18 protein-coding genes are annotated in these 19,190 nt (G+C 68.5%); 4 read left to right on the top strand and 14 right to left on the bottom strand.

What is annotated here, in order from left to right:
• From VM306_RS17875 to VM306_RS17865, 3 genes are all read right to left on the bottom strand, one after another.
• Positions 1 to 1,299: citrate synthase (locus tag VM306_RS17875; RefSeq protein ID WP_325516216.1), on the bottom strand; the 1,299-nt coding region annotated here is incomplete at its 3' end.
• Between the two features lie 224 nt (positions 1,300 to 1,523).
• The gene (locus VM306_RS17870) at positions 1,524 to 2,471 is read right to left on the bottom strand and encodes a carbohydrate kinase (RefSeq protein ID WP_325516212.1); all 948 of its coding nucleotides are present in this window, start codon (positions 2,469 to 2,471) and stop codon (positions 1,524 to 1,526) included.
• Positions 2,472 to 2,477: 6 nt separating this feature from the next.
• Positions 2,478 to 3,068 carry a TetR/AcrR family transcriptional regulator gene (locus tag VM306_RS17865; protein WP_325516207.1) on the bottom strand — a complete coding sequence of 197 codons (591 nt, stop codon included), beginning with the start codon at positions 3,066 to 3,068 and terminating at the stop codon, positions 2,478 to 2,480.
• 82 nt (positions 3,069 to 3,150) lie between these two features.
• On the opposite strand from VM306_RS17865, the gene VM306_RS17860 reads away from it, so the two are divergent.
• On the top strand, positions 3,151 to 4,290 hold the full coding sequence (locus VM306_RS17860) for an acyl-CoA dehydrogenase family protein (RefSeq protein WP_325516218.1): 1,140 nt from the start codon (positions 3,151 to 3,153) through the stop codon (positions 4,288 to 4,290).
• Here the strand turns inward: VM306_RS17860 and VM306_RS17855 are convergent.
• Positions 4,287 to 5,495 carry an amidohydrolase gene (locus VM306_RS17855; protein WP_325516202.1) on the bottom strand — a complete coding sequence of 403 codons (1,209 nt, stop codon included), beginning with the start codon at positions 5,493 to 5,495 and terminating at the stop codon, positions 4,287 to 4,289. The genes VM306_RS17860 and VM306_RS17855 overlap by 4 nt on opposite strands.
• 159 nt (positions 5,496 to 5,654) lie before the next feature.
• Positions 5,655 to 6,539 carry an aldose 1-epimerase family protein gene (locus VM306_RS17850; protein ID WP_325516200.1) on the bottom strand — a complete coding sequence of 295 codons (885 nt, stop codon included), beginning with the start codon at positions 6,537 to 6,539 and terminating at the stop codon, positions 5,655 to 5,657.
• Positions 6,540 to 6,576: 37 nt separating this feature from the next.
• Between VM306_RS17850 and VM306_RS17845 the strand changes: the two genes are divergently transcribed.
• Together VM306_RS17845 and VM306_RS17840 are read left to right on the top strand one after the other, a co-directional pair.
• The gene (locus VM306_RS17845) at positions 6,577 to 7,353 is read left to right on the top strand and encodes an MBL fold metallo-hydrolase (protein WP_325516197.1); all 777 of its coding nucleotides are present in this window, start codon (positions 6,577 to 6,579) and stop codon (positions 7,351 to 7,353) included.
• A complete protein-coding gene (locus VM306_RS17840; protein ID WP_325516195.1) occupies positions 7,350 to 8,066 on the top strand; it encodes an AAA family ATPase in 717 nt (238 codons plus the stop codon). The genes VM306_RS17845 and VM306_RS17840 overlap by 4 nt, the downstream gene beginning before the upstream one ends.
• A gap of 1 nt (position 8,067) precedes the next feature.
• Here the strand turns inward: VM306_RS17840 and VM306_RS17835 are convergent, their stop codons facing one another.
• The gene (locus VM306_RS17835) at positions 8,068 to 9,462 is read right to left on the bottom strand and encodes an APC family permease (RefSeq protein ID WP_325516193.1); all 1,395 of its coding nucleotides are present in this window, start codon (positions 9,460 to 9,462) and stop codon (positions 8,068 to 8,070) included.
• A 72-nt stretch (positions 9,463 to 9,534) separates the two neighbouring features.
• Here VM306_RS17835 and VM306_RS17830 point away from each other — a divergent pair, with 72 nt between their 5' ends.
• Positions 9,535 to 10,317 (top strand): hypothetical protein, encoded by a 783-nt coding sequence (locus tag VM306_RS17830; RefSeq protein WP_325516190.1) that lies wholly within the window; start codon positions 9,535 to 9,537, stop codon positions 10,315 to 10,317.
• On the opposite strand, the gene VM306_RS17825 is transcribed toward VM306_RS17830, so the two are convergent.
• From VM306_RS17825 to VM306_RS17790, 8 genes are all read right to left on the bottom strand, one after another.
• Entirely contained in the window at positions 10,301 to 11,563 is a 1,263-nt protein-coding gene (locus tag VM306_RS17825; RefSeq protein ID WP_325516188.1) for an MFS transporter, read from the bottom strand. The two genes, VM306_RS17830 and VM306_RS17825, sit on opposite strands and share 17 nt — an antisense overlap.
• A 161-nt stretch (positions 11,564 to 11,724) precedes the next feature.
• Positions 11,725 to 13,659, bottom strand: a complete 1,935-nt coding sequence (asnB, locus tag VM306_RS17820; protein WP_325516185.1) for an asparagine synthase (glutamine-hydrolyzing) — start codon at positions 13,657 to 13,659, stop codon at positions 11,725 to 11,727.
• 301 nt (positions 13,660 to 13,960) lie between these two features.
• Positions 13,961 to 14,617: a pyridoxamine 5'-phosphate oxidase gene (pdxH, locus tag VM306_RS17815; protein WP_325516183.1), complete on the bottom strand. Its 657-nt coding sequence runs from the start codon at positions 14,615 to 14,617 to the stop codon at positions 13,961 to 13,963.
• A gap of 157 nt (positions 14,618 to 14,774) precedes the next feature.
• Positions 14,775 to 15,476 (bottom strand): urease accessory protein UreD, encoded by a 702-nt coding sequence (locus VM306_RS17810; RefSeq protein WP_325516181.1) that lies wholly within the window; start codon positions 15,474 to 15,476, stop codon positions 14,775 to 14,777.
• Entirely contained in the window at positions 15,473 to 16,108 is a 636-nt protein-coding gene (gene ureG / locus VM306_RS17805) for an urease accessory protein UreG (RefSeq protein WP_325516179.1), read from the bottom strand. The genes VM306_RS17810 and ureG overlap by 4 nt, the downstream gene beginning before the upstream one ends.
• On the bottom strand, positions 16,098 to 16,709 hold the full coding sequence (locus VM306_RS17800) for an urease accessory protein UreF (protein ID WP_325516217.1): 612 nt from the start codon (positions 16,707 to 16,709) through the stop codon (positions 16,098 to 16,100). The genes ureG and VM306_RS17800 overlap by 11 nt, the downstream gene beginning before the upstream one ends.
• Positions 16,706 to 18,388 carry an urease subunit alpha gene (locus VM306_RS17795; protein ID WP_325516177.1) on the bottom strand — a complete coding sequence of 561 codons (1,683 nt, stop codon included), beginning with the start codon at positions 18,386 to 18,388 and terminating at the stop codon, positions 16,706 to 16,708. Before VM306_RS17795 ends, VM306_RS17800 begins: the two co-directional genes overlap by 4 nt.
• Entirely contained in the window at positions 18,385 to 18,984 is a 600-nt protein-coding gene (locus tag VM306_RS17790) for an urease subunit gamma (RefSeq protein WP_325516175.1), read from the bottom strand. Before VM306_RS17790 ends, VM306_RS17795 begins: the two co-directional genes overlap by 4 nt.
• Between the last annotated feature and the right edge of the window lie 206 nt (positions 18,985 to 19,190).

The raw sequence follows: 19,190 nt of genomic DNA, 5'->3' as shown, positions 1-19,190 counted from the left end.
CGCGATGAAGTCGCGCTCCACCGGGCCGGTGTAGATCTGCCGCGGGCGGCCGATCTTCGTGGCCGGGTCGTTGATCATCTCGCGCCAGTGCGCGATCCAGCCGGGGAGCCGGCCGAGCGCGAACAGCACGGTGAAGAACTTGGTCGGGAAGCCCATCGCCCGGTAGATCAGACCCGTGTAGAAGTCCACGTTCGGGTAGAGCTTGCGGGAGATGAAGTAGTCGTCCGCGAGGGCCGTCTCCTCGAGCTGCTTCGCGATGTCGAGGAGCTGGTCGTCGGCGCCGAGCTTGTTGAGGATCTCGTCGGCCGTCTTCTTGATGATCGCGGCACGCGGGTCGTAGTTCTTGTAGACCCGGTGGCCGAAGCCCATCAGGCGGACGCCGTCCTCCTTGTTCTTGACCTTGTTGACGAACGACGCCACGTCGCCGCCGTCGGCCTTGATCTTCTCGAGCATCTCCAGCACCGCGCTGTTCGCGCCGCCGTGCAGCGGGCCGAACAGGGCGTTGATGCCCGCGGAGATGGACGCGAAGAGGTTCGCCTCGGACGAGCCGACCAGGCGCACGGTCGACGTGGAGCAGTTCTGCTCGTGGTCGGCGTGCAGGATGAACAGCAGGTCGAGCGCGCGGACCAGGTCCGGGTCGAGGTCGTAGGCCTCTGCCGGGAAGCCGAAGGTCATGCGCAGGAAGTTCTCCACCAGGCCCAGCGAGTTGTCCGGGTAGAGGAACGGCTGGCCGACCGACTTCTTGTAGGCGTAGGCCGCGATGGTCGGCAGCTTGGCCAGCAGGCGGATCGTGGAGATCTCCACCTGGTTCGCGTCGAACGGCGACAGCGAGTCCTGGTAGAAGGTCGACAGCGCGGACACCGCGGAGGACAGCACCGGCATCGGGTGCGCGTCGCGGGGGAAGCCGTCGAAGAAGCGCTTGAGGTCCTCGTGCAGCAGCGTGTGGCGGCTGATCTTCTGCGAGAAGTCCTCGAGCTGAGCGGCGGTCGGCAGCTCACCGTAGATCAGGAGGTAGCTCACCTCCGCGAAGTTCGAACGCGCGGCCAACTGCTCGATCGGGTACCCGCGGTAACGCAGAATTCCCGCGTCACCGTCGATGTAGGTGATCTCGGAAGAGCAGGAGGCCGTGTTGACGAAACCGGTGTCCAGGGTCACCAGACCGGTGGTCGACAGCAGCTTGCCGAGATCGATGCCGGACGCGCCTTCGGACGCCGGCACCACCTTCATCTCGAGCTCTCCGCCCCCGTGGCGCAGCGCGACGGTCTGTGGGTCGTTCGGCGCAGTCGTCGCGTCGGGCATTCAAGTCCCTCTCAACGCTCGGACGGGGTGGCGGCAGGTCGCACGGCCTGCCGTCGTCTCGGACCACCCCGTTGGGATCTGAGTCTTCAAGTTCACTCACGCTAGTCGGCGAAAGGCCCGCCTCGCAGCAGCGGTGTGAACCGATTCTGTGAGATGGGACCGGCATCACATCCGCAATGCCAGGTTTCCAGCGCGGCTACACCACGGTAGTCCGATCCTCTGCGTTATCCAGCCAACGCGGCGGTGAGTTCGCTCGCAAAGGGCGGTTCCGCGCCCGCACGGGAACATGTGATCGCGGCGGCCGCACCGGCGTACGTCAAAGCCGCCGTCCACTCATCACGTGAGAGCGCGCGCACCTTGTCCGCGTGCAGCGCGTCGTGGTCGTGCAGCCACGCGAGCAGGGCACCTTGCACGGTGTCGCCCGCCCCGATCGTGTCTACGACGTCCACCTTCACGGGTGGTACGTCGACCTGGTCCGTGGCGGTGATCACGGAAAGACCGTCACCGCCCTTCGTCAGGACGACGGCGGCCGGTCCCTGTGAAATCCACGTCCTTGCGATCTCGATCACGTCGGCGTCGGTGCCGTCCTCGGAGCCGGCGAGCCACCGCGCGTCCTCGACGGAGACCTTCAACAGCCCCACGTCCGGCAGCCACGACGCGAACCGCGCGCGGTAGGCGCCCGGATCGTCGATGAGCCCTGCCCGGATGTTGGGGTCGAGCGCGGTCAGCAGGCGCTTGCCCTCGCGCCGCAGCACCTCCTCGTAGACGGACGCGCCGGGTTCCAGCACCAGCGACAGCGTGCCGAACGACACCGCCTTCGCCTCGGCGGGCAGCGGTCCGGGGTCCTCGACGAGCCGGTCGGCGGTGCCCTGGACGTAGAACGCGTAGCGCGCGGACCCGTCCCCGGCGAGACCGACGACGGCGAGCGTGGTGTTCTCCTGTCCACGTTGGACCAAGTCCGTGCTCACGTTCGAAGCGTGCAGCCGCTTGACCAACTGCTCGCCGAAGTGGTCCGTCGACACCCGCGACAGGAATGCCGTGGGCACGTCCAGCCGCCCGAGCGCCACGGCCACGTTGTACGGCCCGCCACCGAGCTTGGGCGCGAGCGGCGTGAGCTCGTCGTCCCCCACCGGCACCATGTCGACCAGCGCCTCACCAGCAACCACGATCACCGCGTTCTACTCCTTCTGCGAAGCGCCCGTCCTCTGGAGCCCATCCAACAGCAGTTCGCCCAGAGCGGTGAACGCCTCGGCGTCCGAAACACCTGCCCGTTTCGTGAGGACACCCGTCTGGATGCTCTCGATGAGCAGCCCGGCCATCTCGGCGAAGAGCGTCGCGTGCACCTGCCGGAACACGTGCAGCTCGACCCCGTCCTGGATGAACGACTTGATGCGCTCCGCGGCGGCACGGGCGTTGCGCTCGTACGTGGCACGCGTGGGCGGGAAGTCCGACACGTCCGCGATGAACTCGGCAGACGCCTTGCTCAGCTCCTCGGCAGCCCCCGCGAGGTAGCTGCCGATGCGTTTGCGCACGTCGTTCAGGCCCGAGATGCGCTTCTCGATCCGCTCGGCAGCGCCTTTGAAGTACCGCCCGACCACCCGCACGGCCAGCTGCTCCTTGCTGCCGGCGAGCGCGTACAGGGTCGACTTCGAGCAGTGCAGCCTGCCCGCGATGTCATCCAGCGTGAGATGTCCGAAGCCCTCGGTGAGGAACAACGCCTCCAACCGGGTGAGCAGCTCGGCCTGCCGCTGCGTGAGAGCCCGCGTCATGTGACGACCCTGCCACAGTCGCTAGGCGCTGTACTGCACAACGTCCTACAGTACAGCTACCAGTACACACCGGAGGTCGATGATGCCCGCCGAGCGGTTGCTCCCCACCCAAGAGGCCGAGGACCTGATCGCGCTGGTCAGGGAGATCGCGCGCGACGAGCTGAAGCCCCACGCGGCGGACGCCGAGGAGAACGAGAAGTTCCCCCGCGACGCGTTCCGCCTGCTGGGCAGGTCCGGCCTGCTCGGCCTCCCGTACCCGGAGGAGTTCGGCGGCGGCGAGCAGCCCTACGAGGTGTACCTGCAGGCCCTGGAGGAGGTCGCCTCCGCCTGGATGACGGTCGCCGTGGGCCTGTCCGTGCACGTCATGTCCTGCTACGGCCTCGCCACCTTCGGCACCCGCGAACAGCAGGACCGCTGGCTCCCGGAGCTGCTGGAGGGCGAACTGCTGGGCGGCTACGCCCTGTCCGAGGTCCAGGCGGGCTCCGACCCGGCCGCCATGTCGACCCGAGCGGTCCGCAAGGGCCCCGAGTACGTGGTGAACGGCACCAAGGCGTGGATCACCCACGCAGGCGCGGCCGACTTCTACACCCTGATGGCCCGCACGTCCCCCGACGCGGGCAGGGGCATCTCCTGCTTCCTGGCACCGGGCGAGACCCAGGGCCTCACCGCCATGACCCCGGAACGCAAGATGGGCCTGACCGGCTCCATCACCGCACAACTCCAGTTCGACGACGTCCGCTTCGGAACCGACCGCCTGATCGGCAAGGAGGGCGACGGCCTCAAGATCGCACTGTCCGCTCTGGACTCGGGCCGCCTCGGCATCGCGGCCTGCGCGGTGGGCCTGGCCCAAGCGGCACTGGACGAGGCCGTCACCTACGCCAAGACCCGAACCCAGTTCGGCCGCCCGATCATCGAGTTCCAGGGCCTGGAGTTCATGCTGGCGGACATGGCGGCAGCAGTGGAGTCGGCACGAGCCACCTACATCTCCGCGGCCCGCCGCCGGGACAGGGGCCTCCCCTTCCGCCAGCAGGCGTCGATCGCCAAGCTCATCGCCACCGACGCGGCGATGAAGGTGACCACCGACGCCGTCCAGGTGCTGGGCGGCGCCGGCTACACCCGCGACTTCCCGGTGGAGCGCTACATGCGCGAGGCCAAGGTCCTGCAGATCTTCGAAGGCACCAACCAGATCCAGCGCCTCGTGATCGGCAGGGGCCTCCGCTAGCCCTCGCGGTAGAAGGGGTCGGCCACGACCCCTTCCCCAGCACTCTCGTCGAACGTGTAGACCTCGCGCCCCTGCACGAACACCCGCAGGGCACGACTCATCACGTCCAACGGATCCCCGGACCAGATGACAACGTCACCGTCGAGCCCGGGCTTCAACGAACCGACCCGATCGTCCAACCCCATGATCCGAGCGGGGTTGGTCGTGATCGACTGAAGCGCCACCTCCCGGTCCAGCCCCTCCTTCACCGCCAGGGTCGCCTGGTGCACCAGGAAGTGAATGGGCACAACGGGATGGTCGGTCGTGATCGCCAGCGACACCCCGGCCCGAGCCAGGATTCCCGGGTTCCGCAGCCCCCGGTTCCGCAGCTCCACTTTGGACCGACTGGTGAACAACGGCCCGATGATCACCGGAATCCCCTTGTCGGCGATGACATCGGCGATCAGGTGCCCCTCGGTCCCGTGGTTGAGGATCAACCGGTACCCGAACTCCTCGGACAACCGGATGGCGGTGGCGATGTCATCGGCCCGGTGAGCGTGCTGGCACCAGGCCAGCTCCCCGGAGAGAACCTTCCCGAGGATCTCCAGGGTGTTGTTGCGGTCGAAGGACTTCCCGTCCCTCTCCGCCTCGGCCTTCTTGGCGAGGTAGTCCTGAGCCCTGGTCAACTCGTCCCGGATGACAGCGGCAACCCCCTGACGAGTAGACGGCAACTTCCCCTTGTCGCCATAAACCCGCTTGGGGTTCTCCCCCAGCGCACTCTTGACACTGACAGGCTCCTTGACGAGCATCTCGTCAACAGTCCGCCCCCAACACTTGATGGCGACAGTCTGCCCACCGATGGGGTTACCGGACCCGGGCTTGATCACAGCGGTGGTGACCCCACCACTGAGCGCGTCAGCAAACCCGAGGTCAGCGGGGTTGATGGCGTCCAGAGCCCGCATCCGGGCCCCGACGGGATCGGTCATCTCGTTGGTGTCCTGCCCAGCCCACCCCTCGGCCTCCTCGTGGACACCGATGTGCCCGTGAGCCTCGACGAAGCCGGGCAGGACCCAGGCCCCACCAGCGTCGACGACGTCGACACCGTCGGGAACCGGAACGTCGGCGCCAACCGCAACGATCTTCCCGTCCTGGATGAGAACGGTGCCGCCCTCGACGGGCGCTCCGTCGACGGGCACGACATAACCACCGGTGATCGCGATGTTCATGGTTAGCAACGCTAACGTTCAACGAAGCCGAAGACCACCCCGGCAAGCCGAAGGCGAGCGGTGAAGGCCTTGGAGCGGGGAGGGCCCCTCGATCAGGTTGCCGGGGCCCAGGGGCAGCGCCCCTGGGGAAACGCACGCAACAGCACCCAGGAACAACGGCTAAAGCGGCCGAATCCCCCACCGGCCACCCCAGGACTCCCCTGGCGCGATCCAGATCAAGTCCGTCCCGGAGTTCAAAGCATCAGGCGGACAGGTCATGGGCTCAACGGCCACCGCCCGCCCTCGCCCGGGATAGGAATCGGGCGTGTAGACCTGAACCCACCGGAACACGGGATCGGCCCACACCTCCACCCCCCGCTCATCGGCCACCAGCGAGTGGTGCACCAGCCCGTCCTCCGACGGCAGGCACCCACCGAACGGCAGGTCCAGCCGAACCTCGCTCAACCGGCGCCCGGACCGGAAGTCGAACGAGGTCCCCTCCACCGGCACAGCCGGCCCGGAGGGCACCATCCGCTCGGCGTCCAACGGCAGCACGGTGGTGGCGGCCAGGGTCAGAGTGCAGGCATCGGTAACCGCGTTCCCGGCCCGCGGGTAGGGGTGGGTGCCGACGCCGAACGGCGTGGCGGCGTCCCCGATGTTCTTCACCCCGTGGGTGACAGTCAGTCCACGGCCATCGAGCGCGTAGGAGACCGTGACGTGCAGAGCGACAGGCCACCCGGCCTGGGGTTCGACGGTGGCCTGGAGCGACACCAACGACCCGGTGTGCTCCAGAACATCCCAAGGCCGCCGACGCAACAGCCCGTGAATGGCATTCCCCCGAGCGGGCTCGGTGACCTCGAGCCGCTGAGGAACACCGTCCAGCACCCAGGAAGCACCGGCGGTCCGGTTGGGCCAGGGCACGAGAACCGCCCCGGCACTCATGGGAGGCTTCTCATCGGCCCCGAAAGTCTCCACATAGGGAACGCCGTCCACCTCGAAGGACCGCAGACCCGCCCCTACAGTCGTGATCACGGCGGTGGCACCCTCGTACGAGATCCCCAACATGGGGCGAAGCCTACGGGGCCAACGGAAGGATCCGTCCATGAAGGTTCACCACCTCAACTGCGCCACGATGCGGCCGCCGCTGGTGGCCGGCGGGATCGTCGCGCACTGCCTGCTGATCGAGACCGACCAGGGCCTGGTCCTGGTGGACACCGGTTTCGGCACGCACGAGGTGAGCGACCCGAAGGCCACCATCGACCCCCTGAGCCGCGCGTTGCTCAAGCCGGTGCTCGACATCAACGAGACCGCGATCTCGCAGGTCGAGAGGCGCGGGTACACGGCGGACGACGTCCGCCACATCCTCCTGACCCACCTCGACATGGACCACGCGGGCGGCCTGCGCGACTTCCCGAAGGCCACCGTCCACGTGCTGGACACCGAGCTGGCGGCCGCGACCGACCCGAAGGGCCCCAAGGAACGCGCCCGGTACCCGAAGGCGCAGCGCGAGGGCGTCACCTTCGAGACCCACAAGGCCGAGGGCGAGCGCTGGCATGGCTTCGAGGCCGTCAGGGACGTCCCCGGACTGCCGGACGACGTCCTGATGGTCCCGCTCATCGGCCACACCCGCGGCCACACGGGCATCGCGGTCAAATCGGACGGCGGCTGGCTGCTGCACGCCGGCGACGCCTACTTCTACCGCGGCGAGGTCGAGACGCCGCCCAGCAACATCCTCGCCCTGAAGATCACCGCCAAGCAGACGGAGACGATCCGCGAGCAGCGGCTGTCCAATGTGGAGCGACTCAGGGAGCTCAAGGCCGCGGGCGAGGTCGAGGTGTTCTCCGCGCACGACCCGGTCGAGCTGGCCAGGCTGGCGTGATCTTCGTACGACAGCTCCGCCTCGACCACCGCGACGACACCCACCGCTACCCGTTCACGCTCCCGGCAGTGCGGCACCTGCTCCAGCACCCGCTCGACCTGACCAGACCGGTCACGTTCCTCACCGGGGACAACGGCGCGGGCAAGTCCACGCTGATCGAGGCGATCGCGGTGGCGGCCGGGTTCAACGCGGAGGGCGGCACGCAGTCGTTCCACTTCGCCACCAAGGCGACGGAGTCCTCGCTCGGCGACTACCTGACGCTCAGCTGGGGCACCAAGAAGCCCCGCACGGGGTTCTTCCTGAGAGCCGAGTCGTTCTACAACGTCATCACCGAGATCGACCGGATCGGCGCCGGCATCCACGCCTCGTACGGCGGGAAGTCGTTGCACGAGCGGTCACACGGCGAGAGCTTCATCGACCTGATGACGCACAGGTTCGGCGGCAGGGGTCTCTACGTCCTCGACGAACCGGAAGCGGCGCTCTCGGTCAAAGGCTGCCTGACGGTCCTGAGGCGCATGCACGAGCTCGTCCAGGAGGGCTCGCAGTTCATCATCGCCACGCACTCGCCGATCCTGCTCGCCGCGCCGGACGCCACGATCCTGGAGATCACCGACACGATCGACGAGGTCTCCTACGACACGGCGGAACCGGTCGCGCTCACCCGCAACTTCCTGGGTGGGCCCGACCGGTTCCTGAGGCACCTGCTGGACTGAGCTACTTGGTGAGCTTCTCCGGGTCGATCTCCACCCTGCCGTGCAGCACGCGGTTGATGCCCCACAGCACCAGGCCGGCGAGCAGCAGCCAGCCGGCGATCACGTAGTCGTCCCACGGGCGCCCGGACAGCACGGGCATCGCGAGGTACGCGCACGTGATCGCGCCGAGGACCGGGGCCCACGTGGGCGCGCGGAAGTGTGCCTGCTCGGACTTCTCCCGGCGCAGCACCAGACACGCGACGTTGACGATCGTGAAGACGATCAGCAGCAGCAACGACGTGGTGCCGCCGAGCTTGCCGATGTCCGCGGTGGACACCAGGATCACCGCGACGCCGGTCGTGAAGACGATCGAGATCCACGGCGTGCGGCGGGCCGGGTGCACGGCGCCGAAGAACTTCGGGATGATCTTCTCGTTCGACATGCCGTACAGCAGGCGCGACGCCATCAGCATGTTGATCAGCGCCGAGTTGATGACCGCCAGCAGGCCGATCAGCGCGAAGATCCAGAGCGGGAAGCCGGGCGCGCCGACGGTGACGACCCTCAGCAACGCGCTGCTGCCGGCCTTGGCGAGCTCGTCGGCCGGGATCAGCAACGACGACGTGATCGCGACCAGGACGTAGATCAGGGCCGCGACGGCCATGCCGACCAGCATCGCGCGCGGGAAGATCTTCGCGGGGCTCTTGCACTCCTCGGCCATGTTGACCGAGTCCTCGAAGCCGACCATCGCGAAGAACGCGAGCGCCGTCGCCGAGGTGACCGCGAGCATGATGTTGGAGCCCGACGGCACGTGGATGTCGGTCAGCCGCGAGGGTTCGCCGTCGCCGACCGCGACCGCGTACGCGCCGATCAGGATGATGATCACCAGACCGGACAGCTCGATGCAGGTCAGCACCACGTTGGCCTTGACCGACTCCGAGACGCCGCGGAAGTTGATGAGCGCCAGCGCGGCGATGAAGACCACCGCGAGCCCGGTGAAGACGAGCGACTCCGGCCGCAGGGTGAGGTCGAAGAACTCCACCAGCAACTGCCGCAGGTACGTGCGGCCGAAGGCGAGCGCGGCCGAGGACGCCGACGTGATGCCGGAGCACATGACCGCGAACGCGACCATGAACGTCAGAAAGTGGATCTTGAACGCTCTGTTCGTGTAGAGCGCGGCACCCGCTGCCCTGGGGTACTTCCCGACGAGTTCGAGGTAGCTGAACGCGGTCAGGAACGCCACCACGAACGCGAGGAGGAAGGGCAGCCAGAGCGCGCCGCCGATCTTGCCGGCCACGTTGCCGGTGAGCGCGTAGATGCCGGTACCGAGGATGTCGCCGACGACGAAGAACAGCAGCAGCTTCGGGCCGATTGCCCGGTGTAGCTCTGGTTGCTCCGTTTGTGGAGTCGCTTCAGCCATGCCCGAAGATTCTGCACGTTTCGCCTGGGTACCTGCGTGAACAGCCGGTTACCTCACCCATATGGTGTAACAATGAATCGCACGGCAACGCTGCTCGTCGCGGCCATGGCGCTGACCGCCTGCACGTCGTCACCGCAGCCCGTTCAGCCGACGGGACATCCGGACGTGAAGAGCCTCGTCGCCGCGGTGACCAAGGCCGTCGGCGAGAAGAAGAGCTACCGCTTCGTCATCGCGCCGCCGACCACCGGCGGTGTGACGGCTCCTGCCACCGGTTCCGTGCGGCTGGGCGACGTCGCGAGCATCGACGCCACCACCACGCGTCCCGTGCAGACCGGCGGCCAGGCCGAGGAGCTGCGGTTCGTCTCGACCGCGAAGGACACCGCGTTCGTGAAGCTGCCGGCGGTGTTCGGCCTGCCGGCGGACAAGCCGTGGGTGGAGCTCGAACGCAAGGACACCGACGACTTCACCGACACGATGCTCGGCTACCACGACGTGATCTACCAGCAGGCCGTCTTCACGACCTACCACCTGCCGGTGATCCAGGCGGGTGGTGAGCTCAAGCTGACCGCGCAGACCGGTGACCGCACGCGCTACTCGATCGCCGTCGACTACCGGAAGGCCTACGACGCGCTCACCGACGAGAACCTGCGCAACGAGGTCAAGCTCGCCCTCGACCAGAACGTCGCGGGCTCGACCGCGGACATCGAGCTGGGCGCCGGTGATCTACCGGTCCGCATCAGGTTCCTGACGCAGTTCAAGGACGCGGCGATCGTCGACGAGGCGCGCTTCTCCGACTGGGGCAGCGACGTGAGGATCGCCGAACCGGCCGCGAGCGAGATCAGCTCGCGGAACTGACGCGGTAGCGCCAGATCGCCGGCAGCGCGACCACCATGGCCACGGTCGCCACGACGACCAGCAGGCCACCGACCGACACCGCCGCGGCCGTCCCGAACGCCGCGCCACCCGTGCCGTGCAACAGGTCCGCGACGCGCGGCCCACCCGCGACGACGACGATGAAGACGCCCTGCATCCGTCCGCGCATCTCGTCCGTCGCGGCGGACTGCAGGATCGCGCCGCGGAACGCCATCGACACCATGTCCGCCGCACCGGCGATCGCGAGGAACGCCGCCGCGACCCACAGCGACCCTGCGAGACCGAAGCCCGTGATCGCCAGGCCCCAGCCCACCACGGACAGCACGACCGCGACGCCGTGCCTGCCGACGTTGGAGACCCAGCCGGACGTGAGCCCGCACAGCACAGCGCCGACCGGGATCGCCGCGAACAGCACGCCCAGCGCGAACCCGCCGCCGGGCGGGTCGCCGAACGTGTGCTGGGCCATCTCCGGGAACAACGCCCGCGGCATGCCGAACACCATCGCGATGATGTCCAGCACCATCGACGCCAGCAGCACCTTCTGCGCCCACAGGTAGACGAACCCGTCGAGCACGTCGCGCAGCCCCGCGCGCCGCACCACCCCGTCGAGCGGCGGCATCGGCGGCAGCTTCCACACCGCGTAGACCGTCACGACGAGCGCGATCGCGTCCACGAGGTACAGCGTCGGCAGCCCGACGACCGGCATCAGCGCACCCGCGAGCAACGGCCCGAGCACCGCGCCGAACTGCATGACCGTCGACCCGAGCGCACCGGCCGAGGGCAGCAGCTCCGCCGGCACGAGCCGGGCGATCGAAGCGGACCGCGCGGGCGCGTTGGCCGCGAAGAACACCTGCTGCAGGCCGAGCAGCGCGATGACGAGCCACACCGACCCGACGTCCATCGCCGCCTGCACCCACAGCAGCACCGACGAGACGGCGATGCCGACGTTCGTGACGAGCAGCAGCTTGCGGCGGTCGACGGTGTCCGCGATGGCGCCGCCCCACAGCCCGAAGACCAGCAGCGGGACCAGCGCCACACCCGCGGCGATGCCGACCCACGCGGACGACCCCGTGAGGTCGTAGACCTGCTTGGGCACGGCGACGGCGGTGAGCTGGGAGCCCACCGCCGTCACGATCGTCGAGAGCCACAGCCGGCGATACGCGACGATCTTCAACGGTCGCGTGTCGATCACGAACGTCGAGCGCGCGCTTCTCCCCGTGGTTGCCACTTCGTTAGCCTATGGCAACTAACAAGCCCATTTCGTTGCTGTGTCGCCAACACCACTAGAGCCTGTGTCGAAGTCTCGTTCGATGAGAGTCGAGCCTGAGGTGGTTCCTGGCGGCCTCAGGCCCGGCTGTCGCGAACACGGACTTCGACACAGGCTCTGGGTCAGAGGCGGACCGGGTACACCGGCTCCGGCACCTTCGGGCTGATCCGGCCCTCGACGAAGATCCCGTGCCAGATCATGAAGCACAGCACCGACCAGAGCTGGCGGCTGCGGTCGAACTGCTCCGACTTGTGCTCGGCCAGCAGGTCCAGCACCGCGTTCTTGTCGAGCAGGTGCCCGGTCTGCGAGTCGGCGATGATCCCGCGCGCCCAGTCGTACATCTCGGCGCGCAGCCAGTGCCGGATCGGCACCGGGAAGCCCAGCTTGGGCCGGTTCAGCACGTGCGCCGGGATGATCTTCGCCAGCGCCTTGCGCAGCGCGTACTTGGTCGTGCCCTCGGTGAGCTTCTGGTCGAGCGGCACCTCGGCGGCGATCCGGAAGACCTCGGGGTCGAGGAACGGCACCCGCAGCTCGATCGAGTTGGCCATGGTGACCTTGTCGGCCTTGACGAGGATGTCACCGCGCAGCCACGTGTAGAGGTCGATGTGCTGCATGCGCGCGACCGGGTCCCAGCCCTCGGACTCGCGGTACCAGGGCGCCGTGACGTCCTTGAACCCGATGCCCTCGACGTAACCGGGGAACACCGCCCGCACCTGCGCGTCGCTGAAGTTGCGCGCGTTGCCGTAGTAGCGCTCCTCCAGCTTGAGCGAGCCGCGCCGCAGCAGGTCCTTGCCGCGCACACCCTCGGGAATGGTCTTCGAGACCGCGCCCATCAGCTTGCGCACACCGCCCGGCACCTTCTCGAACGGCGACAGCGACAACGGCTCGTGGTAGATCACATACCCGCCGAACAGCTCGTCCGCGCCCTCACCGGAAAGCACGGCCTTCACGTACTTGCGAGCCTCACGAGCGATGAACCACAACGGCACCAACGCCGGGTCCGCCACGGGGTCGTCGAGGTACCAGATGATGAGCGGCAGCTCGTTCATCATCTCGTCCGCCGACACCGTCCGAACGACGTGCCGCACCCCGATGGCCGCCGCCGTCTCAGCGGCAACGTCCACCTCGGAGTACCCCTCGCGGTCGAACCCGCTGGTGAACGCGATGAGGTTGGGGTTGTGCTGCTTGGCGAGCGTCGCCGTGGCAGTGGAGTCGATGCCACCGGACAGGAACGCCCCGACCGTGACGTCGGGGTCGGAGATCATGTGCTTGGCCACCGAGTCGCGCATGACCTCGGCGATCCGCTCGTGCAACGCCTCGGCCTCAGCCGCCCCGTTGACCGGCCGCGGCGAGAACACCGGCTTGAAGTACCGGTTGAACAGCACCTGCCCACCAGGGCTGACCTTGAACGACGTCCCGGACTCGACCCGCCGGATGGCCTTGTGCAACGACTCGGGCTCCGGCACGTACTGGAGCACCAGGTAGTGCTGCAACGCCTTCTGGTCGAGCTCCTGACTGATCCCGAGCACACCCGTGAGCTGCAACAGGCTCTTCTTCTCCGAGGAGAACGCCACCCCACCGGGCCCGGCGGCCCAGTACAAGGGCTTGATCCCGAACGGGTCGCGAGCCCCGAAGACCACCCGCTCCTGAGCGTCCCAGATCATGAACGCGAACATGCCGCGCAACTTCTTGACCCAGTCGGCACCGAGGTAGTGGTACCCGGCGACGATGGCCTCACCATCGCCCTTGGTCCGGAACTGCGCCCCGAAGTGCATGGCCAGCTCGGCCCGCAGCTCCTTGTAGTTGTAGATCTCGCCGTTGAAGTTCAACGTGTACCGCGTCGGGTTCTCCGGCGGCCCCCACACCAGAGGCTGGTGGGAGTGGTCCAGGTCGATGAACCCGAGACGGTTGAACCCGTAGACGACCTCGGCGTCGGCCCAGGTGTCCTGCTCGTCCGGCCCGCGGTGACGCTGGCAGCGCAGTGCCGCAGCCACTGAGCCACGAGCACTGGCCGCCGCGGCTTCGGTGGAACAGATGAGTCCGAGCACTCCGCACACGTGAAATCGCACCTCGTAGCTAGCCGTTGCCGAAAACCCAGTATGCCCGTGTGGAATTCGGACACCGAGTCAGCCTGAGGACGTGCGACCCCCAGGCCAGGTTCCAGCACACGCCGACACGCAACACGGCGCAACTCGAGACGACCCGACACGCCCCGACGACGCAAGGTGACCCGAACGGCCAAGGGCGACCCCTCCGCTGGAACCCGACGGCTCGCACGCAACAAGACCCGCACGCCCCCAGACGCAAAAGGGGCGCCTCCCCCCGCCCACAGAGGAAAGCGCCCCACCAAAAAAGCCCCTACGGAGCAACCCGCTCCAGTTGCCACCCATCCCGCCCGAGCCGGAACCGCAACCGGTCATGCATCCGATCCCGCCGCCCCTGCCAGAACTCGACCTCCTCAGGCCGAATCCGCCACCCACCCCAATGCGGCGGCACAGGGATCTTCTCGGTATCGGCGAACTGCCGCTCGATCTTGTGCAACGCGGATTCCAAAGTGGACCGCCCGGTGACCACACGGGACTGAGGCGAAGCCCAGGCACCGATCTGCGACCCACGAGGACGGGAGTTCCAGTACTCGGCGGTCTCCACCGGCCCGACCTTCTCCACGACACCGCGCACGTGGGCCTGCCGCTGCATCGCGAACCACGGGAACGTGGCGGACGTGTAGCGGGTGGCCATCAGGTCGTGCGACTTGTTGGACGTGTAGTTGGTGAAGAACACCAACCCGCGGTCGTCGAGCCCCTTGGCGAGCACCGTCCGCGACGACGGACGGCCCTTCACGTCGGTCGTCGCGAGCACCATCGCGTTCGGCTCGGGGAGGCCGGCGCCGGCGGCCTGGTCCAGCCACAGCTGGAGCTGGTCGTGCCAGGTGGCGGCAAGCTCCGACTCGCTCAGCGAGCCCTGCTCGTAGGACACGCGCATCGCCGGTAGCGCGATGTTCGTGGTCTCCGTCATCGGCGAACCTCCCAGTGGCGGCGGCAGAACTCGTGGTCCTCGGACCCGCGACCATACGCACGGCGAACGGATCCCGAAACCGCCTGCGTGGTGATGACGCCCACCTGAACGGTGACTTTCCGTGGTTTGAAGGATCTGTATCGAATTCGGGATCGAGTCAGATCGTGTCGAGCGCCTGTGTGACAGTCACCACGTCATCACCCAGTGCGGTGACGAGGCTTCCGCCCGCTGCCAAGGGAACGACGCTCCACCACTCGCCGCCACCGGGTGCGCGCGCCGCCGAGTCCAAGATCATCTCGGTGCCGATCACGCGCTTGCCCGCGAGGCCGGCGGCGGACGCGTCGAGGGACCTGTCGCCCACCACGAGCTGCTGGTGCAACAACGGCCTGCCGCAACGGGTTGCGCGCACGGAGGTGGAGAGGGTGCCGGGTGCCTCGCCCGTGCGGCCGAGTACCAGGATCTCGCGCGTTCGCAACTCTGCGTGACCGTCCAATTCGGCCTCCACCACTGCGGTGTGAAGCGCTCGGCCCGTCACCACCGTCGGTTCCGGCAGATAGCGGACTGTTCCCTCGATCAGGAACCTCACCTCGGACGTGGACGCCTCGCCGGACGCGCCGGGCAGCACCAGCGTCGCCGCGACGCCGCGGAGCTCGAGGGCTGCTCCCGGTCCTACTTCGACGGTCAACGACAACGAGTCACCGCCCAGAGGTGCCGTCACCGACGAGACCAGGTGCACCAGGGCGACGGGTCCCACGCGGCGGTGCGGCACGAGGGTCAGGGGTGACTGCGAGCGCAGGACCCGCACGACGCTGTTGCCGTGCGGGTCCCGCGTGACGACCAGGCGCGCGGAAGCCCTCACAGCTGGGCCAGCACCCACTTCGCGACCTCGGGGGCGTCCGGGGTCTCGACGAGCGACTGCGCGATCACCGGCAGCTCCCCGCGCATGCGGTGGGCGTCGGAGATCATCACGTCCATGTCCGCGCCGACGAACGGCGCCAGGTCGATCTTGTTGATGACCAGCAGGTCGGCCGTGGTGACGCCGGGGCCGCCCTTGCGCGGCACCTTGTCGCCGCCCGCCACGTCGACCACGAAGATCTGCCGGTCGACGAGGCCGCGCGAGAACACCGCCGTCAGGTTGTCGCCGCCGCTCTCGATGATCACCAGGTCCAGGTTCGGGTACCTGTCCTCCAGGCGTTCGACGGCGTCGAGGTTCGCGGTGATGTCGTCGCGGATCGCGGTGTGCGGGCAGCAGCCCGTCTGCACGGCCTCGATGCGCGACGGGTCGAGCACGCCCGCGCGGCGCAGGAAGTCGGCGTCCTCGGTCGTGTAGATGTCGTTGGTGACGACCGCCAGCTCCAGCTGTGAGCCGAGAGCGCGGCACAGTGCGGCCGTCAGCGCGGTCTTGCCGCTGCCGACGGGGCCTCCGATGCCGATCCGCGGCGCCTTGCCGTGGTGGTGGTCGTGCGGGTCGGGCCCGTGGTCAGCTCCCAAAGAGACGCACCCCTTCGCGACGAACATGTGCCTCTGCCAAGAGGTCCAAGGCAGGGGAACCGAGCGCGGGCAGCTCCTTGGCCGCCCGCGTGGCGACTTCCTCGACGTCGAGCGAAGCCACGATCGCGTTGACCCCGAACGGGTCCAGCCCGAGCAACCGGACCGCCGCCGACGCCGGACCGCTCACGGCGAGATAAGCACAGGTCAACGCCGCCTCGTAGGGCTCGCCGACCAGTACGCCGATCACCAGCGGCTGGTGCGGGTCGCGCGGTAGCGAGGAAAGGCGTTCAGACGGCCACGCCCGTCTGGCGGCGCGCAGCATGCCGCGCCCCTGGGCCCTCGACGCCGCGCGCTGGGCGGGTGACGGCGTGCGGGCGTCCAGCTCCGCGTCCAGGACGGCGAGGTCCTCACCGCGGGCCGCCGCGGCCGCGAAGCCCGCCGCGAGCAGCCCGGCGGTGAGCAGACGGCCGTGCAGGAACGACTCCAGCGTCGGCTCGTCGCGCACCAGGCCCCGTGCGGCGGCCTCCTCCAGCCCGCCGGAGTGCACGTGGCCGCCGCCGGGGAACCGGGAGTCGGCGAGGATCAGCGCGGTCAGCATCAGAACAGGAAGTACCGCTGGGCCATCGGCAGCTCGGCGACCGGCGATGGCTCCACCAGGTCGCCGTCGACGTGCACGGCGAAGCTGTCCGGGTCCACCCGCACGTCGGGCATGGCGTCGTTGAGGACCATGTCCGCCTTGGTGACCGAGCGGGTGTCGGCGACCGGCAGCACGCGCCGCGCGTACCGGTCGGCGATGCCGGCCTCGATCGCCTGGGGCGCGACGAAGAAGACGCTCGACGCGGCACCGGCCGTGGCGCCGAACATCGGCCGCGCCCACACCGGTTGCGGCGTCGGGATCGAGGCGTTCGCGTCGCCCATCGCGCCCCACGCGATGAACCCGCCCTTGAGCACCACCGACGGCCGCACACCGAAGAACTTCGGCTCCCACAGCACGAGGTCCGCGAGCTTGCCGGGCTCGACCGAACCGACCTCGCCGGCGATCCCGTGCGCGATGGCCGGGTTGATCGTGTACTTGGCGACGTACCGCCGCGCCCGCAGGTTCTCGTCGAGGGACCGTCGCGACGACATGACGTGCGCGGTCTGCCAGGTGCGGATGATCACCTCGCCGACGCGGCCCATCGCCTGCGAGTCGGAGGAGATCATCGAGATCGCGCCCAGGTCGTGCAGCAGGTCCTCGGCCGCGATCGTGGTCGGCCGGATGCGCGACTCCGCGAACGCCAGGTCCTCCGGCACGGACGGGTTGAGGTGGTGGCAGACCATCAGCATGTCGAGGTGCTCCTCGAGCGTGTTGACGGTGTGCGGGCGGGTCGGGTTGGTCGACGACGGCAGCACGTTCGGCAGCGAGACGACCCGGATGATGTCCGGCGCGTGCCCGCCGCCGGCGCCCTCCGAGTGGTAGGCGTTGATCGACCGGCCACCGATGGCGTCCACTGTGGACTCCAGGAAGCCGGCCTCGTTCAACGTGTCCGTGTGGATCGCGACCTGCACGCCGGACGCGTCCGCCACCCGCAGGCACGCGTCGATCGCGGCGGGCGTCGTTCCCCAGTCCTCGTGCAGCTTGAACCCGCCCGCGCCACCGGTCAGCTGTTCGTGCAGCGCCTCTTCGGAGACCGTGTTCCCCTTGCCCAGCAACAGGACGTTGACCGGCATGTGGTCCATCGACGTCAGCATCCGGTCGAGGTACCAGGCCCCCGGCGTGACGGTGGTGGCCTTCGTGCCCTCCGCCGGACCGGTGCCGCCGCCGACCAGCGTCGTGAGCCCGGACGCCAGCGCCTCGTCGACGATCTGCGGGCAGATGAAGTGCACGTGGCAGTCGATGCCGCCCGCCGTGAGGATCTTGCCGTTGCCGGACAGGATCTCCGTCGAGGGCCCGATGACCAGGTCCGGGTGGACGCCGTCCATCGTGTCGGGGTTGCCGGCCTTGCCGATCGCGACGATCCGCCCGTCCCGCACGCCGACGTCCGCCTTGACGACACCCCAGTGGTCGAGGATCACCGCACCGGTGATGACCAGGTCGGGCGCGCCCTCCGCACGGGTCGCGATCCCCTGCCCCATCGACTCGCGGACCACCTTGCCGCCGCCGAAGATCACCTCGTCGCCGGACCCGGTGCCGCGGCTGAGGTCCTCGGTGACCTCGATGAACAGGTCGGTGTCGGCCAGCCGGATCCGGTCGCCGACGGTGGGTCCGAGCAGCTCGGCGTAACGCTCGCGGTCGATCATCGTTGCAACCCCCGGACGATCCTCAAGCCTGCCAGCGGAACCAGCGTGACCTCGCGCTCGACCCCCGGTTCGAACCGCACGGCCGTGCCGGCCGGGATGTCGAGCCGGTAGCCGAACGCCGCTTCCCGGTCGAACTCCAGCCCGGTGTTGACCGACGCGAAGTGGAAGTGCGACCCGACCTGCACGGGCCGGTCGGCGACGTTGACGACGGTCATCGTGACGCGTGGCCGCCCGGGGTTGAGCTCGACGGGCTCGGGCCCCACGACCACCTCACCGGGCGCCGGACCGGCGGAGGGCGCGATGGGGTGGTGCACCGTGACGAGCTTGGTGCCGTCGGGGAACGTCGCCTCGGCCTGCACCGAGTCGATCATCTCCGGCACACCTCGCATGACCTGCTCCGGCGCGAGCACCGTGCGGCCGCTCTCCATGAGCTCGCTGACCGTGCGACCGTCCCGCGCGCCTTCCAGCACGTGATCGGTGATCAACGCGACGGCCTCGGGGTAGTTGAGGAGCACTCCGCGTTCGAGGCGGCGGCGGGCCACGTCGGCGGCGACGTGCACGAGGAGCTTGTCGCGTTCATGCGGCGTCAGATGCACCCGGTCGTTCTAACACGTGAAAGCCCGATATCGCGGAGTGGAAACACGGCTGAAACACGGCCGCGTGTCCACCGACCGGTTGACAGCCGGGGTCACCGATGTGGTCGTCCCGCGCGACGGGGTCGAAACCGCAGGATTCACCCCATGAACGCGATTCGAGTGAGGGGCCTGACGAAGGCCTACAAGGGCCACCAGGCGGTGGCAGG

The organism is Lentzea sp. (assembly GCF_035525475.1).
In the GTDB taxonomy this organism is placed as follows: domain Bacteria; phylum Actinomycetota; class Actinomycetes; order Mycobacteriales; family Pseudonocardiaceae; genus Lentzea.
This window is presented reverse-complemented; position numbering and strand designations above follow the sequence as displayed.

What these genes read in the sequence shown, in the direction of transcription:
- VM306_RS17795 (WP_325516177.1), bottom strand. Translation starts at nt 18,388, where the DNA reads ATGATCGACCGCGAGCGTTACGCCGAGCTGCTCGGACCCACCGTCGGC.
- VM306_RS17860 (WP_325516218.1), top strand. Translation starts at nt 3,151, where the DNA reads ATGCCCGCCGAGCGGTTGCTCCCCACCCAAGAGGCCGAGGACCTGATC.
- VM306_RS17850 (WP_325516200.1), bottom strand. Translation starts at nt 6,539, where the DNA reads ATGTTGGGGATCTCGTACGAGGGTGCCACCGCCGTGATCACGACTGTA.
- VM306_RS17835 (WP_325516193.1), bottom strand. Translation starts at nt 9,462, where the DNA reads ATGGCTGAAGCGACTCCACAAACGGAGCAACCAGAGCTACACCGGGCA.
- VM306_RS17830 (WP_325516190.1), top strand. Translation starts at nt 9,535, where the DNA reads ATGAATCGCACGGCAACGCTGCTCGTCGCGGCCATGGCGCTGACCGCC.
- VM306_RS17865 (WP_325516207.1), bottom strand. Translation starts at nt 3,068, where the DNA reads ATGACGCGGGCTCTCACGCAGCGGCAGGCCGAGCTGCTCACCCGGTTG.
- VM306_RS17855 (WP_325516202.1), bottom strand. Translation starts at nt 5,495, where the DNA reads ATGAACATCGCGATCACCGGTGGTTATGTCGTGCCCGTCGACGGAGCG.
- VM306_RS17845 (WP_325516197.1), top strand. Translation starts at nt 6,577, where the DNA reads ATGAAGGTTCACCACCTCAACTGCGCCACGATGCGGCCGCCGCTGGTG.
- pdxH (WP_325516183.1), bottom strand. Translation starts at nt 14,617, where the DNA reads ATGACGGAGACCACGAACATCGCGCTACCGGCGATGCGCGTGTCCTAC.